Origin of the sequence: Siminovitchia sediminis (assembly GCF_042680885.1) — a bacterium.
Taxonomy (GTDB): domain Bacteria; phylum Bacillota; class Bacilli; order Bacillales; family Bacillaceae_C; genus Siminovitchia; species Siminovitchia sediminis.
Genome location: NZ_JBHUEO010000017.1, coordinates 64,677 through 79,727, shown reverse-complemented (window position 1 = coordinate 79,727; position 15,051 = coordinate 64,677). Strand labels below are relative to the sequence as shown.

Genomic DNA, 15,051 nt, shown 5'->3' with positions numbered 1-15,051 from the left:
GTGAACAGAGCCAATTCTGTACAGGGGTTGGCAGATGTTGGTCGGAGAGAGAAACTATGATCAAAAGGGGTAATTGAAATGGCAGAAACAAAAAACGACATTTTTAAAGCCCGCTCTTCTTTTGAACTTGACGGCAAACGATACCATTATTATCGTTTGGCGGCATTGGAAGAAGCAGGTGTGGCATCTATCTCACGTTTGCCATATTCCATTAAAGTGCTATTGGAATCTGTCTTGAGACAATACGATGGCCGTGTGATTACAAAAGAGCATGTTGAAAACTTAGCGAAATGGGCTACCGGAGAAGTTCAGGATGGGGAAGTCCCATTCAAGCCTTCACGCGTGATATTGCAAGACTTTACGGGGGTTCCGGCAGTGGTTGATTTGGCAGCCCTCAGAAAAGCAATGGCAGATCTTGGGGGAGACGCGGAGAAAATAAACCCTGAAATACCTGTTGATTTGGTCATTGACCACTCCGTACAGGTTGATACGTATGGATCCCCTCAAGCTTTGCAAGTAAATATGGATTATGAGTTTGAGAGAAATGCCGAGCGCTATGAGTTCCTAAGCTGGGCTCAAAAAGCTTTTAATAACTATCGTGCAGTGCCTCCGGCAACTGGAATTGTTCACCAGGTAAACCTGGAATATCTTGCAAATGTGGTTCACTCCATTGAAACTCCGGATGGAGATTATGAAGCATTTCCTGATACTTTAGTTGGTACGGATTCCCACACGACGATGATTAATGGTATCGGTGTCCTTGGATGGGGTGTCGGCGGTATTGAAGCAGAAGCAGGAATGCTTGGCCAGCCTTCTTACTTCCCGATTCCTGAAGTCGTAGGCGTGAAACTGACAGGTGAATTGCCGAACGGTGCTACGGCAACAGACTTGGCATTAAAAGTAACGAATGTATTGCGCACACACGGGGTAGTAGGCAAGTTTGTTGAATTCTTTGGAGACGGCGTTGCCACATTACCTCTTGCCGATCGCGCTACAGTAGCTAATATGGCTCCGGAATACGGTGCTACATGCGGATTTTTCCCTGTAGATGATGAGACATTAAATTATCTTCGCCTGACAGGCCGTCCTGAGGAACAAGTGAAGCTTGTAGAAAAATACCTGCGTGAAAATGATATGTTCTTCACAGTCGATAAAGAGGAGCCTGTCTACAAAGATATTGTCGAAATCAATCTTTCTGAGATTGAAGCCAATCTTTCGGGTCCAAAACGTCCGCAGGATCTTATTCCACTTTCTCAGATGAAGAGCACATTCAAAGAAGCTTTGAGTGCACCGGTCAGCAACCAAAGCTTTGGCTTGGATCCTGCAGAAATTACAAAAGAAGCAAAGGTGCAATTTTCGGACGGCTCTGAAGAAGTGATGAAGACAGGTGCTATCGCGATTGCGGCAATTACAAGCTGTACAAATACATCTAACCCATATGTCATGTTAGGGGCCGGACTTCTTGCTAAAAAAGCCGTCGAAAAAGGGCTTCATGTGCCGAAATATGTTAAAACATCTTTGGCGCCGGGTTCAAAAGTCGTAACAGGTTATTTGCGTGACGCAGGCTTGATGCCGTATATGTCCAAACTTGGGTTCGACCTTGTAGGATACGGCTGTACGACTTGCATCGGAAATTCCGGTCCATTAAAGGATGAAATTGAAAAAGCCATTATTGAAAACGACCTTCTTGTTACGTCTGTTCTTTCCGGAAACCGTAACTTTGAAGGACGCATTCACCCGCTTGTAAAAGGAAACTATCTTGCTTCGCCGCCGCTTGTTGTTGCTTATGCGCTTGCGGGAACTGTGGATATTGATTTGTCAACAGAGCCGATCGGTAAAGATAAAGACGGCAATGACGTCTTCATGAAGGATATTTGGCCCAGCAAAGAAGAAGTTGCCGAAGCGGTTAAAAAGACAGTGACACCTGAGTTGTTCCGTAAGGAATATGAGCACGTATTCAGCGACAATAAGCGTTGGAACGAAATAAAAACAAGCAATGAACCGCTTTACAACTGGAATGATGACTCAACGTACATTCAAAATCCGCCGTTCTTTGAGAACTTATCCAAAGAGCTTGCTACCATAAAGCCGTTAAAAGATATGCGTGTCGTCGGCAAATTTGGTGATTCTGTGACAACAGACCATATTTCTCCGGCTGGTGCTATCGGAAAAGATACTCCTGCAGGAAAATATCTGCTTGAGCATGGTGTTCAGCCGCGTGACTTTAACTCCTACGGTTCACGTAGAGGAAATCATGAAGTCATGATGCGCGGCACATTTGCCAATATTCGAATCAGGAATCAGATTGCCCCCGGTACTGAAGGCGGCTACTCCACTTATTGGCCTACAGGAGAAGTGGGCTCCATGTACGATACATGCATGAAATATAAAGAAGACGGAACTGGTCTGGTTGTTATTGCGGGCAAAGATTACGGAATGGGATCATCCCGTGACTGGGCAGCAAAAGGGACCTCCCTTCTTGGAATCAAAACAGTTATTGCTGAAAGCTACGAGCGTATCCACCGATCTAATCTTGCGATGATGGGTGTACTTCCATTGCAATTTAAAAAGGGTGAGAACGCAGAAGTTCTTGGCTTAACAGGCAAAGAAGTCATTCATGTACAGATTGATGAAAAGGTTAAGCCCCGTGATCTTGTAAAAGTCACAGCCATATCAGAAGACGGCACGAAAAAAGAATTTGAGGCAGTCGTACGTTTTGATTCTGTCGTGGAAATTGACTACTATCGAAACGGCGGTATTCTGCCAATGGTCCTTCGTTCCAAGCTTGCCGAATAGATCGTATGAACCTCGTCGAAATGGCGGGGTTTTTTCTTATTCCTTCGTGTTCCGAAAGTGTCAATGGACCAGCTTTTTAGCCAGTTTCAAATGGAGAAGTTAGAAAATTGGTTTAATTATCACCGGAAAAGGACATGACTATACAAAGGAGTGATCATTTTGAGAAGAATGAGAAGAAAAACATTTGTGAATTTAGTCGAAGAAAATAAAGCGGAACTCTTGAAAGATCTTTCGGCATTAGAAATCATTGAAAACCGTTTGGAAGAAAAACATCTGAAAAAAGGGAAAATCGGATAATCAGCTCATATTTTTCCCTCCTCAGGAAACAATGTTATTGAAGGGGGAGAGTGTGATGGGAAATCCTAAAAGAAGCCAAGAAAACTTCCAACCGGATCATCTGGGGGAAAAACCGGTTGCTGCAGATGCGAACAAAGGTAAGAAAATGGCAGACAAGACTGGGCGTAAGCCTCATGTGATCCAAACAAAAGGAGAATAACAACAATTTTAAGGGGGGTCTTTGACATGGCAGATAACAGGCCGAAACCGGATGACCGCAGTGATAACGTGGAAAAGCTCCAGGAAATGGTCCATAATACGATAGAAAATATGGAAAGAGCAGAAGAAACCATGGAGTTTTCCAATGAAAAACAGAAGGCGGAAATTGAGCAGAAAAATGAGCGGAGAAGAGAATCTATTGAAGGCATGCGCGAAGAGATCAAGGATGAAGCAGCTGCCCGACAAAATAAGTATCATTAATTCAAGCCGGCTGCAGCCGGCTTTTTGCATGCGCAAAACATTTTTCTTACTTCATGTTCTCGGACAGTGTTAAAATAGAGAGGGTACATAACTTTTGTCGGGGTGGTTTCATGAAAGTTTCTAAAACATCAGTTGAAGTGCGATACGCTGAAACCGATCAAATGGGCATTGTCCATCATTCGAATTATATTATTTGGATGGAGCTGGGACGAACACAGCTGATCAAAGATTTGGGATTTTCCTACGCACAAATGGAGAATAGCGGGATTCTTGCACCCGTATTGGATGTTCGGGTTTCTTATCAAAAGCCGCTTACTTACGGGGAAGAAGCCATCATACATACTTGGATTGAATCATATGACGGGTTTAAAGTAGTGTACGGCTACGAAATTCATAATCAAAAAGGAGAAGTATCGGTTACGGGCTCGACTACCCACGTGTGCGTGAAGAAAGAGACCTTCAAGCCGGTTCGCCTGAAGAAAATGTTTCCCGAGTGGCACAAGGCTTATGAAAAAGCAATGAAAAAGCAAGAGCTTCAGGAGAGCTGACATGGCTTTCGGGATTTCAAGGAAGGAATTGCAAAGATGGAAAGCCTCCATTGATCAAGGAAGCATCGCTTTTATCACACATTTTTGGGTAGACGACCGTTTTCCAAATCTGAATACCGTAACAAAAGTGGGGTGTAAAGATCTGGATAAACTGGCTGACTGGGGTGCCGGGTATGGCCTGAAAAAAGAGTGGATTCATTTGCGTAAGGATGGATATTCCCATTTTGACTTGTTGGGAGAAAAACAGCTATACATTTTAGAAAAAGAGGGAAAGCTTGCTCAATTAACTCGTTTAATGCATAAAAAAGAGCCGGGGAAGGATTAAATTTCTTCCCCGGCTTTACTCTCCTTGTTCATAGCGATATGCAATTTCATCCATTTTTTCATCATAATCCACAATCAGATCATGTTCCTTGAAATACCAAAGATCATGTTCTTCAATAAAGAATGTATAGCCATCCTTATTTTGGACGACTCCCGGATCCATCGGCTCTTCTTTATTCATCCCGAGGGAGAAACCTTCCTGAAGAGGGCTTGAACCTCCGTACCTGGCATAAAACCTGACCGATTCTCCCTTTTCTAAAAACATCTCATCCTGAAACCATTCCAATGCACGATCTGTGACTTTGATCTCCATAGGATTCACCTCTTTGTCCCTGACAGGTTCATCCTCACAATAAAGAAGAGGTGAACAAATATCAAGGGATTTGCATAAATTGACGGATACTGGCTTTACTTTCGTTCGTAAATCCCTTTGCGTTTGCTTCATCCAAAGGGTAAATTTGGTAATTTCTAAACCCCTTGCTGGCTGTAAAAGTTGGATGAAATTCTATGTCCTTTAGAGAAACATGGACTTGGCTGCCTGTCACTCTTTTTTCCACCAATATTTCGACCATTCCGCCAATATCCTTAAAATCCCATATTTGACCGGATAGAAAGTTTCCGAGGGAATAAACGACCAATCCTTCGCCGCCATCTTTTTGTTTTATCATTTCCATTGGCTGCAGAACGTGAGGATGATGCCCAAGTATAATATCAGCACCGTTATAAATGAATTCCTGTGCCAGCTTTTTTTGATTGTTGTTAGGCTCCCGGACATATTCATCTCCCCAATGGACAGCAAGGACAACGACATCCGCCTTGGATTCCGCCTTGGCTATATCGGCCAATATGGCATCTTTTTCAAGCGGACTGACTAAATACTCTTTTTCTGCTGGTACAGGAATGCCATTGAAGTGCTCTGCATATGCAAGAATAGCAAACTTAATTCCGTTGACATCCACGATGCGCATGTCTGCTTTGTCCTCTGGACTTTTGTACATCCCAGTGTAGGGCAAGTTTTTCGACTCATAATAGGATATGGCTTTCAATATACCCTCTTGTCCTTTGTCAAGAGAATGATTGTTTGCTGCTGTTACCATATCGACCCCACTATCCATCAGCGCGTCAACAATTTGATACGGACTGTTAAATGTGGGATATGTAGAAATTCCAAGGGACTCGCCCCCGGGTACAGATTCCTGATTGGCAATCAGCAAATCAGGTTTTTGCAATGTAGGTTTTACAGGAGAAAACATAGAAGTAAAGTCATAACCTTGTTCGGTTTTGGCATCCTCATATACAGTATCATGAATGAGAATATCGCCTATTCCCCCTATAACTGCCTCTGTTGCATAGTCTTTTGTTTGGATCGAATGGTCCCTCTCCGCATGGAATGAAAAAGATGCCACATCTTTTTTGGGGGAGGTCCTGCTGTTGGCTGACCACATCAGGAAAAGTGCGATCACTAGAATGCTCACTGTAACGAGTGTTTTTTTCAATTCATTTTCTTTCCTTTTTATGAAGTTTTTTATTTAAATCCATTTGACCTTCGGTTCTGTCTTATTGCGAATCCTCTTCAGATTCTCTCTATGGCGGTAGATGACAAAGACTTCAAGGGCTGCCACCACGATGACAAGCGGCCAATCCTGAAGGATCAGGCTGTAGATCAGTCCAAAAATACCAGCAGTCATAGAAGAAAGTGATACGTACTTAGATACTTTGAGAGTAAGCAAAAAAGCGGCCACCAAAACTACAAAAAGCATGAAGTTATAACCAAGCAGAACTCCGGCAGAAGTGGCAACTGCTTTTCCGCCCCGGAATTTCGCAAAGACGGGAAATGTATGTCCGATAACCGCAAACATTCCTACCAGCAGCGGGTGAACGGGAAGGCCAAACCACGCGGGGAAAAAAACCGTTATGGTCCCTTTTAATATATCTGCAATCGTTACTGCAATCCCTGCTTTCTTTCCGAGTATGCGGAAGGTATTAGTGGCCCCCAGATTTCCGCTTCCGTGGTCTCTAATATCTATTCCATAAAAAAGCTTCCCGATGATGAGACCAGAAGGAATGGAGCCGATCACATAAGCTAAAATAAACATGATGACATAAAGCATAAATCCTGCCCCTTTTTGGTGAAATATGACAACTATCGCTTTTTATTGTACCATGAGATTTTGGAAAATGAGCAAAAATTCTTGCTGTCTTAAGAGATCGCACTTGCATGAAAGGAGTACGTAACATACGATAGAGTCAAATCATGCAAATTAGGAGGATGATTATGGCCATTGAAAATCCATCCAGAGAAGAAATCGGAAATATTTTAAAGAAAGCAAAACGTATAGCTGTAGTGGGTCTCAGTGATAAACCCGAACGGACTTCTTATATGGTCTCGGAAGCAATGAAGGAAGCCGGATATGACATCATACCTGTGAACCCTATGGTCGATGAGGTGTTTGGGATAAAAGCGGTTCCTTCGCTAAAGGATATTGAAGGACATGTGGATATTGTCAACATATTTAGACGATCTGAATTTCTTCCGGAGTTGGCGAAAGAGTTCGATGACATGGATGCGGATGTGTTTTGGGCACAGCTTGGCGTTGAGAATGAGGAAGCGTATCAATTTTTGAAAGATAAAGGTTATACGGTGATCATGAATCGATGCATCAAAGTAGAACATGCTCTGACGAAATAAGGAACAAGCGCACGCCTGCGCTTGTTTTTTATTATCAGTTACGTTTGTATATAATGAATGAAGCTGCGAACGCTGTGAATATACGTTTCTTTTCTGTTCTGGAAGCTATTGAATTCTCTTTTTAGCAATGATTAGAGTTGGAAGCTGTCGGGGAACTTCAGTTTTGCCTGGGGCTGCCCTATATTTTCTTTTTGCTCATTTGCCAAAAGGGATCGGAGAGATATACAATAAGACATGCTTTTATTAATGTGTTATGATAAATACGAACAGATGTTTTTGACGGCGTTAAAAGCCCTATGAAAGGGGAAGTAGTATGGCTGAAAATACGATAATGACAGACTACAATGATGACTCGATCCAGATTCTGGAGGGGCTGGAGGCGGTGCGTAAACGCCCCGGGATGTACATAGGGTCTACGGATGCCAGAGGGCTTCATCATTTAGTATATGAGATTGTAGATAATTCAGTAGATGAAGCTTTGTCAGGACATGGTGATAAAATTACCGTTACCATTCATAAAGATCAAAGTGTCAGCGTAGAAGACAGGGGCAGAGGGATGCCGACAGGCATGCATCAGTCCGGAAGGCCTACAACAGAAGTGATTCTCACCGTTCTTCATGCAGGCGGTAAATTTGGGCAGGGCGGCTATAAAACGAGCGGCGGCCTTCATGGAGTTGGTGCATCAGTTGTAAATGCCCTGTCGGAATGGCTTGTTGTTACGATCAAAAGAGACGGCTATATCTATGAGCAAAGATTTCACAATGGAGGGATACCTGAGACAACGCTTGAACGGATCGGGAAAACCAGGCTGACAGGTACCACCATCCATTTTAAGCCGGATCCAACCATTTTTAGCGTTACTGCGTTTAATTACGAAGTATTAAGCAGCAGATTAAGGGAGTCCGCCTTTTTGTTAAAGGGACTGACCATCGAGCTTATAGACGAGCGGAACGGCTACCAGGAAGTGTTTTACTATGAAAACGGGATTGAAGCCTTTGTGGAATACCTGAATGGAGAGAAGGATGTTCTTCATCCGGTTGTATTTATAGAAGGGAAAGCAAGTGACATTGAAGTGGAGTTTGCCTTTCAGTTCAATGACGGGTTTTCAGAAAACATCCTTTCCTTTGTAAACAACGTCCGGACGAAAGACGGCGGGACTCATGAGGTAGGAGCAAAGACGGCAATTACGAGAGTTTTCAATGAATATGCACGGAAAACCGGAATGCTGAAAGAAAAGGATAAAAATTTGGAGGGCTCAGACATCCGGGAAGGACTGGCAGCTATTGTGTCCGTCCGGGTACCTGAACATATGCTCCAATTTGAGGGGCAGACGAAAGGCAAACTGGGAACCGCAGAGGCCAGATCAGCAGTTGAATCCATTATTTCAGAACATGTATCGTACTTTCTCGCTGAAAATACAACTGTCAGTTCTCTTCTTATTAAAAAGGCGATTAAAGCTGCACAGGCGAGAGAAGCTGCCAGGAAAGCGAGAGAGGATGCGAGAAGCGGAAAGCGCCGGAAGCGCGGAGAAGCCTTGTTATCCGGCAAGCTGACCCCTGCGCAATCAAAAAACCCGAACAAGAACGAGCTGTACCTTGTGGAAGGTGATTCCGCTGGAGGGTCTGCTAAGCAAGGGCGTGACCGCCGTTTCCAGGCAGTGCTGCCACTGAGAGGGAAAGTAATTAACACAGAAAAGGCCAAACTGGAAGATATTTTTAAAAATGAGGAAATTAATACAATCATCCATACAATTGGCGCCGGAGTTGGGCCCGACTTTAATCTTGAAGATATCAACTATGACAAAATTATTATTATGACCGATGCAGATACGGACGGAGCCCATATCCAAGTTCTGCTTTTGACGTTTTTCTACCGTTATATGAAACCACTGGTGGAAGCCGGGAAAGTATTCATTGCTTTGCCTCCATTGTATAAAGTAAGCAAGGGATCCGGAAAGAAAGAAGTCATAGAATATGCCTGGACGGATGATGAATTGGACGAAGTCACCAAGAAAGTTGGAAAAGGCTATATACTCCAACGGTATAAAGGCCTCGGCGAGATGAACCCCGACCAGCTCTGGGAGACGACTATGAACCCGGAAACGAGAACGCTTATCCGTGTACTGATTGATGATGCAGCAAGTGCTGAGAAGCGGGTCAGTACACTGATGGGGGATAAAGTAGAACCGCGGAGGAAATGGATTGAGAAAAATGTCCAATTCGGTCTGCAGGATGACATGAATATTTTAGATAATGCAAATATTACGCTGGAAGAAGGGGGAACTGTAATCTCATGACAGCAATAGAAAGATTTCAAGATTTACCCCTTGAAGAAGTACTCGGCGACCGATTTGGGCGCTACAGTAAGTATATTATCCAAGACCGGGCATTGCCCGATGCCCGCGATGGCTTAAAACCTGTTCAAAGAAGAATTCTATATGCTATGCACGTAGAGGGGAATACTGCCGATAAAGGTTTCAGAAAATCTGCAAAGACTGTTGGAAACGTCATCGGGAACTACCATCCGCACGGAGACACCTCCGTTTATGAAGCGATGGTCAGATTGAGCCAGGATTGGAAAGTGCGAAACATACTTGTTGAAATGCACGGAAACAACGGGAGTGTGGACGGTGATCCTCCAGCCGCCATGAGGTATACGGAAGCCCGCCTGTCTGAGTTATCATCAGAATTACTCAGGGATATTGACAAAAGAACTGTTGAATTTATCTCAAACTTTGACGATACCTCTTCGGAGCCGACTGTCCTGCCTGCACGATTCCCCAACCTGCTTGTCAACGGATCGACCGGTATCTCAGCAGGTTATGCAACTGACATACCCCCGCACCATTTAGGCGAAGTGATTGATGCGGTCATCATGAGGATTGAAAAGCCTTCCTGCATGGTTGAAGATATAATGACTGTTATTAAAGGTCCTGATTTTCCGACAGGGGGGATCATTCAAGGGATTGACGGAATCAAGAAAGCATACGAATCAGGAAAAGGGAGAATTGTCGTCAGAGGGAAAACGGATATTGAACCTGTCAGGGGCGGAAAACAGCAAATTGTCATTACTGAAATCCCCTATGAAGTGAATAAAGCCAATCTGGTGAAAAAGATTGATGAATTCAGATTGGACAGAAAGCTTGAAGGCATTGCCGAAGTCAGGGATGAAACAGACCGGACGGGGCTTCGCATCGTTATTGAATTAAAACGGGACATCGATGCGGACGGTGTCTTGAACTATTTATTTAAAAACAGCGAATTGCAAGTTACGTATAATTTTAATATGGTGGCCATCCAGGATCAAAGACCAAAACTCATGGGTATCTTAGATTTGCTGGATTCATATATTCAACATCAAAAAGAAGTGGTTACCAACCGTTCACGCTACGAGCTTGAAAAGGCACTTGAGCGCCAGCATGTTGTGGAAGGGTTAATAAAAGCCCTTTCGATTCTGGATAAAGTCATTGCAACGATCAGGGCATCGAAAGATAAGCGAAATGCAAAAGACAACCTGATCGAGAGCTTTCAGTTCTCAGAAAAACAGGCAGAAGCAATCGTCTCTTTGCAGTTATATCGTTTAACCAATACAGACATCACTGCGCTTCAGAAGGAAGCAGAAGAGTTACAGCAACTAGTAAACCAGTTAAATGCTGTATTGGAGAGTGAAAAAAAGCTGTTAAGTATCATTAAAAAAGAGTTAAAGTCGGTCAAGAAGAAATATGCGGATGAGAGACGGACTCTTATTGAAGAAGAAATTGAAGAAATTAAAATTAACCTTGAAGTAATGATACCCAATGAAGATGTGATGGTGACCGTCACAAAAGACGGTTATGTCAAAAGAACAAGTATCCGCTCATTCTCTGCTTCCAATGGGCAGGATTTGGCGATGAAAGAACTGGACAGGCTGCTGCTGCAGGAAGAATTGAATATGACCGACACGCTCCTCCTGTTTACAAACAGAGGAAACTTCATTTATTTACCGGTTCATGAACTATCTGATATCCGGTGGAAAGACCTTGGGCAGCATATTTCCGGCATTGTTCCAATCGAGCAGGATGAAGAAATCATTAAAGCACTGTCTGTAAAAGATTTTAAGAAAGAGAATTATCTTCTTTTTATCACAAAAAACGGGATTGTAAAGAAGAGCTCTTTACAGCTTTATCAAGTTCAGCGCTATTCACGTCCACTCGCCGCGATCAATCTAAAAGACGAGGATACAGTGATTGATGTTCACATGACCGATGGCACCAGCCAAATATTCTTGGCTACCCGTCAGGGCTATGGAGTTTATTTCGATGAGTCCGAAGTAAAACCGATTGGTGTGCGGGCCAGGGGGGTTATAGGCATTCATTTGCATGAAGGAGATTATGTTGCCGGGAGCGACATTTTCTTTGAAGAAGAACATCCATCCATATTGATTGTTACTAATCGTGGGGCCATGAAAAAAATGAAGCTTGCCGAATTTGAAAAGAGCAAACGGGCCAAACGCGGAGCCGTGATGTTGAAAGAACTAAAAAAACAGCCGCATAGAGTGGCAGGCATGAAGGTGATCAGTCATCATCAACCTGTCTATTTACAAACAGAACACGGTGTCATAGAAAAGGTTCTTCCTTCCGAACTAAGATATTTCGATCGCTATTCCAACGGATCTTTTGTCATTAATGAAAAAGAGCATGGAGAAATCACAAACATGTGGATCGATCCGGCAGATCGCATCACTTCTTAGTTGAAAACAGTCCTTTTTAAAAAAGGGCTGTTTTCTTTCTTTATCGGACTGCACATATTCCCTTTTTTCTAATAAGTTATAAATATACTATTGAATAAATTTTTATACATAGTATAATTAATACCATCTTTTATTTTATTGAAACGGTAACGGAAATTTATGAATAGGAGTGGTTGTAAGTGAAAGCAGGAGTGATAGGTGCAACGGGTTATGGAGGAGCAGAGCTGCTCAGGATCTTGCAATCTCACCCTCATTTTGAAATAGAAGCTGTATACTCTTCTTCCCAGCAGGGAAAAAGCATAGTGGAGCATTATCCCCACTTATCTGACATTGTCCCTATGACATTGGAAGATATTGAACCCAAAGAGATAGCAAGGAAAACGGGCGTCGTATTTTTGGCGACACCTTCCGGAATATCAGCGGAAATAGCTCCTTTGCTTTTACAGGAAGGATGCACGGTCATCGATTTATCCGGGGATTTCAGATTAAAGAATACAAATGATTATGAAACATGGTATAAAAAGTCACCCGCTCCAAAGGAATGGATTGATCAAGCAGTATACGCCATGCCCGAATTAAATCGCGAACAAATCAAAACAAAAGAAACAAAGTTTATTTCAAATCCGGGTTGCTATCCTACCGCAACGCTACTTGGACTGGCGCCGTTAGTAAAAAGGGGGCTTGTGGAAGAAAACTCCATTCTGGTTGATGCAAAGTCCGGGGTATCCGGAGCAGGTCAAACAGCAACGTTCGGAACCATTTTCAACGAATTAAACGAAAACTTTAAAATCTACAAGGTGAATGCCCACCAGCATATTCCTGAAATTGAGCAGATGCTCGCAAATTGGAACTATGAATCACCCATTACATTTAATACACATCTTGTTCCGATGACCAGAGGTATTATGGCCACCATTTATGGAAAGTTATCGGCGGATGTCACTCAGGAAGAGCTCTTGGAACTGTACAGCAACTTTTACAAAGACGAGCCGTTTATTCGTATTCGCCCGGATGGCGTATTTCCGGCTACTAAAGAAGTTTACGGTTCCAATTATTGTGATATGGGGATTGGATTGGATACACGGACAGGGAGAGTTACTGTCGTATCAGTTATCGACAACTTAATGAAAGGTGCAGCAGGCCAAGCCATACAAAATGCAAATATTTTATTTGGTTTCGATGAAACTGCTGGCCTTCAATTTACTCCGGTTTATCCATAACTATATGGAGGATGACAAATCATGAAGGATATTATCGTTATTAAGTGCGGAGGAAGTATGATTGATTCTCTCACTGACGAATTTTATAAAAGTATGAAGACTTTAAAAGATAACGGGCTCCAGCCTGTGATCGTCCACGGCGGGGGACCGGCAATTAATCAAATGCTGCAAAATTTGGAGATTGAAAGCGAGTTTCATAACGGTTTACGGAAAACAACGGCTGAAGTGATGGATGTGGTTGAAATGGTACTATCCGGATCCATGACAAATACACTCGTAAGAAATTTAACAGCTCACGGCCTGCAAGCTCTAGGATTGACGGGCTTCGACGGAAGTCTGTTAAAAGCTAAAGCAAAAAACTTCGAACATTTAGGCTATGTTGGCGAAATTACCGAAGTCAACAAAGATTTTTTGCTTAATATTATTTCTATGGGAATCATTCCTGTCATTTCTCCATTGGCAGCAGGAACAGACGGACACTCAAGCTATAATATAAATGCGGATACTGCAGCAGGAAATATTGCCGTTGCTTTGAATGCTCGAAAACTTCTGTTTGTTACAGATGTTCCGGGAGTTTTAAAAGATCAAGAGCTTATTGAACATGCATCAGTCAAAGAAATACAGAAATTTATCGATGACGGGATTATTACCGGGGGAATGGTTCCAAAAGTCATGGCTGCCATTGACAGCCTGGATGGGGGAATGTCTGACGTAATGATCGTCAGCGGAAAAACGAGTCTGCTTGATGGTGAAAAGCTCGTTGGAACAACCATATATAAACAATTGGAGGCAGTGTATTAAATGTCACATATATTTAACACATATGCCAGATGGGATATAGAACTCGAATCTGGTGAAGGTACAAAGGTCAAGGACATTCACGGAAAAGAATATCTGGATTTTACTTCCGGAATCGGGGTCTGCAATTTGGGGCATTGCCATCCAGCGATTGTCAAGCCCGTCCAGGAACAGTTAACAAAACTTTGGCATACTTCCAATCTCTTTCAAAGTTCGCTGCAAGAAAAAGTTGCTAAACAATTGACTGAGCATTCTTCCGGTGATGCTGTTTTCTTTGCAAACAGCGGGGCAGAAGCCAATGAAGCAGCTATTAAGCTGGCCAGGAAATATACAGGAAGGTCAAAGATCATTACTTTCCATCAATCATTTCACGGTCGTACAATGGGAACAATTGCTGCGACAGGACAAGAAAAGGTCAAATATGGATTTGGACCCATGCTGGAATCGTTCGTTCATATACCCTTTAATGATATTGAAGCATTGAAAAATGAGGTTAATGACCAAACAGCTGCCATTATGCTGGAAGTTGTCCAGGGAGAGGGAGGAGTACTCCCCGCTCAAGAGGAGTATCTCAAACAAATTGAAGACATCTGTGAACAAAACAACATCTTGTTGATCATTGACGAAGTGCAAACAGGAATCGGCAGAACGGGAAAACCGTTTGCTTACCAGCATTATAATCTTTCACCGGATATTATTACCTCGGCAAAAGGGCTGGGCAATGGAATTCCGGTGGGCGCGATGATCGGTAAAGAAAAATTAACGTCAGCCTTTACACCTGGCACCCATGGAACGACGTTTGGAGGCGGTCCATTGGCCATGACAGCAGCAAACGCCGTCCTAAAGCTTATTTTTAACGAGAAATTCCTCTTGGAGGTTATCGAAAAAGGGAACTATTTAGCGGATAAACTAAACTCCTGTACCTTTAAAGGAGTGAAGGATATACGCCATAAGGGCTTGATGCTCGGCATTGAATTTTCCGAAGACGTAACCGAAAAGTTGGCAACACTGAGGGAGAAAGGGCTGCTTGTTTTAAATGCGGGGCCTAATGTGATTCGGATGCTTCCTCCATTAACTGTAACTTTTGAGGAAATGGATGAGGCAGTGAGCATTTTACAAAAGAACTTATAATTTTTTTGCACTGTATGAATAAAAATGCATAAACAAAAATAAAAATACGAAAATGGGGCGA

At 42.9% G+C, this 15,051-nt stretch carries 15 protein-coding genes; 12 read left to right on the top strand and 3 right to left on the bottom strand.

What is annotated here, in order from left to right; all coding sequences use genetic code 11:
• Positions 1-78: 78 nt before the first annotated feature.
• The 6 genes from acnA (at position 79) to ACFSCZ_RS07710 (ending at position 4,425) form a co-directional block, all read left to right on the top strand.
• Complete coding sequence (acnA, locus tag ACFSCZ_RS07735; protein WP_380773276.1) at positions 79-2,796, top strand: aconitate hydratase AcnA; 2,718 nt, start codon at positions 79-81, stop codon at positions 2,794-2,796.
• Positions 2,797-2,964: 168 nt separating this feature from the next.
• The gene (locus ACFSCZ_RS07730) at positions 2,965-3,093 is read left to right on the top strand and encodes an FbpB family small basic protein (protein ID WP_380773336.1); all 129 of its coding nucleotides are present in this window, start codon (positions 2,965-2,967) and stop codon (positions 3,091-3,093) included.
• A gap of 55 nt (positions 3,094-3,148) precedes the next feature.
• Entirely contained in the window at positions 3,149-3,292 is a 144-nt protein-coding gene (locus tag ACFSCZ_RS07725; protein ID WP_380773275.1) for an acid-soluble spore protein N, read from the top strand.
• 26 nt (positions 3,293-3,318) lie between these two features.
• Entirely contained in the window at positions 3,319-3,552 is a 234-nt protein-coding gene (gene tlp, locus ACFSCZ_RS07720; protein ID WP_380773274.1) for a small acid-soluble spore protein Tlp, read from the top strand.
• A 110-nt stretch (positions 3,553-3,662) separates the two neighbouring features.
• Positions 3,663-4,100, top strand: a complete 438-nt coding sequence (locus tag ACFSCZ_RS07715; protein ID WP_380773273.1) for an acyl-CoA thioesterase — start codon at positions 3,663-3,665, stop codon at positions 4,098-4,100.
• 1 nt (position 4,101) lies between these two features.
• Positions 4,102-4,425 carry a hypothetical protein gene (locus tag ACFSCZ_RS07710; protein WP_380773272.1) on the top strand — a complete coding sequence of 108 codons (324 nt, stop codon included), beginning with the start codon at positions 4,102-4,104 and terminating at the stop codon, positions 4,423-4,425.
• A 15-nt stretch (positions 4,426-4,440) separates the two neighbouring features.
• Here the strand turns inward: ACFSCZ_RS07710 and ACFSCZ_RS07705 are convergent, their stop codons facing one another.
• The 3 genes from ACFSCZ_RS07705 to plsY form a co-directional block, all read right to left on the bottom strand.
• Positions 4,441-4,737, bottom strand: coding sequence for a HesB/YadR/YfhF family protein (locus tag ACFSCZ_RS07705; RefSeq protein ID WP_380773271.1), 297 nt, complete (start codon positions 4,735-4,737; stop codon positions 4,441-4,443).
• 61 nt (positions 4,738-4,798) lie between these two features.
• Entirely contained in the window at positions 4,799-5,920 is a 1,122-nt protein-coding gene (locus ACFSCZ_RS07700) for a CapA family protein (protein ID WP_380773270.1), read from the bottom strand.
• Positions 5,921-5,953: 33 nt separating this feature from the next.
• Positions 5,954-6,535: a glycerol-3-phosphate 1-O-acyltransferase PlsY gene (plsY, locus tag ACFSCZ_RS07695; RefSeq protein WP_380773269.1), complete on the bottom strand. Its 582-nt coding sequence runs from the start codon at positions 6,533-6,535 to the stop codon at positions 5,954-5,956.
• Positions 6,536-6,699: 164 nt separating this feature from the next.
• Here plsY and ACFSCZ_RS07690 point away from each other — a divergent pair, with 164 nt between their 5' ends.
• The 6 genes from ACFSCZ_RS07690 (at position 6,700) to ACFSCZ_RS07665 (ending at position 14,990) form a co-directional block, all read left to right on the top strand.
• On the top strand, positions 6,700-7,113 hold the full coding sequence (locus ACFSCZ_RS07690; RefSeq protein WP_380773268.1) for a CoA-binding protein: 414 nt from the start codon (positions 6,700-6,702) through the stop codon (positions 7,111-7,113).
• 313 nt (positions 7,114-7,426) lie between these two features.
• Positions 7,427-9,409 (top strand): DNA topoisomerase IV subunit B, encoded by a 1,983-nt coding sequence (gene parE / locus ACFSCZ_RS07685; RefSeq protein WP_380773267.1) that lies wholly within the window; start codon positions 7,427-7,429, stop codon positions 9,407-9,409.
• Entirely contained in the window at positions 9,406-11,841 is a 2,436-nt protein-coding gene (gene parC, locus ACFSCZ_RS07680; RefSeq protein ID WP_380773265.1) for a DNA topoisomerase IV subunit A, read from the top strand. The genes parE and parC overlap by 4 nt, the downstream gene beginning before the upstream one ends.
• A gap of 179 nt (positions 11,842-12,020) precedes the next feature.
• On the top strand, positions 12,021-13,061 hold the full coding sequence (gene argC, locus ACFSCZ_RS07675; protein ID WP_380773263.1) for an N-acetyl-gamma-glutamyl-phosphate reductase: 1,041 nt from the start codon (positions 12,021-12,023) through the stop codon (positions 13,059-13,061).
• A gap of 21 nt (positions 13,062-13,082) precedes the next feature.
• On the top strand, positions 13,083-13,862 hold the full coding sequence (gene argB, locus ACFSCZ_RS07670; protein WP_380773261.1) for an acetylglutamate kinase: 780 nt from the start codon (positions 13,083-13,085) through the stop codon (positions 13,860-13,862).
• A complete protein-coding gene (locus ACFSCZ_RS07665; RefSeq protein WP_380773260.1) occupies positions 13,863-14,990 on the top strand; it encodes an acetylornithine transaminase in 1,128 nt (375 codons plus the stop codon). It begins immediately after the preceding gene.
• Positions 14,991-15,051 lie beyond the last annotated feature (61 nt).

Coding starts and splice junctions, on each gene's coding strand:
- ACFSCZ_RS07665 (WP_380773260.1), top strand. CDS start 13,863: ATGTCACATATATTTAACACATATGCCAGATGGGATATAGAACTCGAA.
- ACFSCZ_RS07710 (WP_380773272.1), top strand. CDS start 4,102: ATGGCTTTCGGGATTTCAAGGAAGGAATTGCAAAGATGGAAAGCCTCC.
- ACFSCZ_RS07705 (WP_380773271.1), bottom strand. CDS start 4,737: ATGGAGATCAAAGTCACAGATCGTGCATTGGAATGGTTTCAGGATGAG.
- ACFSCZ_RS07715 (WP_380773273.1), top strand. CDS start 3,663: ATGAAAGTTTCTAAAACATCAGTTGAAGTGCGATACGCTGAAACCGAT.
- ACFSCZ_RS07690 (WP_380773268.1), top strand. CDS start 6,700: ATGGCCATTGAAAATCCATCCAGAGAAGAAATCGGAAATATTTTAAAG.
- argB (WP_380773261.1), top strand. CDS start 13,083: ATGAAGGATATTATCGTTATTAAGTGCGGAGGAAGTATGATTGATTCT.
- plsY (WP_380773269.1), bottom strand. CDS start 6,535: ATGCTTTATGTCATCATGTTTATTTTAGCTTATGTGATCGGCTCCATT.
- tlp (WP_380773274.1), top strand. CDS start 3,319: ATGGCAGATAACAGGCCGAAACCGGATGACCGCAGTGATAACGTGGAA.
- ACFSCZ_RS07725 (WP_380773275.1), top strand. CDS start 3,149: ATGGGAAATCCTAAAAGAAGCCAAGAAAACTTCCAACCGGATCATCTG.
- parC (WP_380773265.1), top strand. CDS start 9,406: ATGACAGCAATAGAAAGATTTCAAGATTTACCCCTTGAAGAAGTACTC.
- acnA (WP_380773276.1), top strand. CDS start 79: ATGGCAGAAACAAAAAACGACATTTTTAAAGCCCGCTCTTCTTTTGAA.
- parE (WP_380773267.1), top strand. CDS start 7,427: ATGGCTGAAAATACGATAATGACAGACTACAATGATGACTCGATCCAG.
- ACFSCZ_RS07730 (WP_380773336.1), top strand. CDS start 2,965: ATGAGAAGAAAAACATTTGTGAATTTAGTCGAAGAAAATAAAGCGGAA.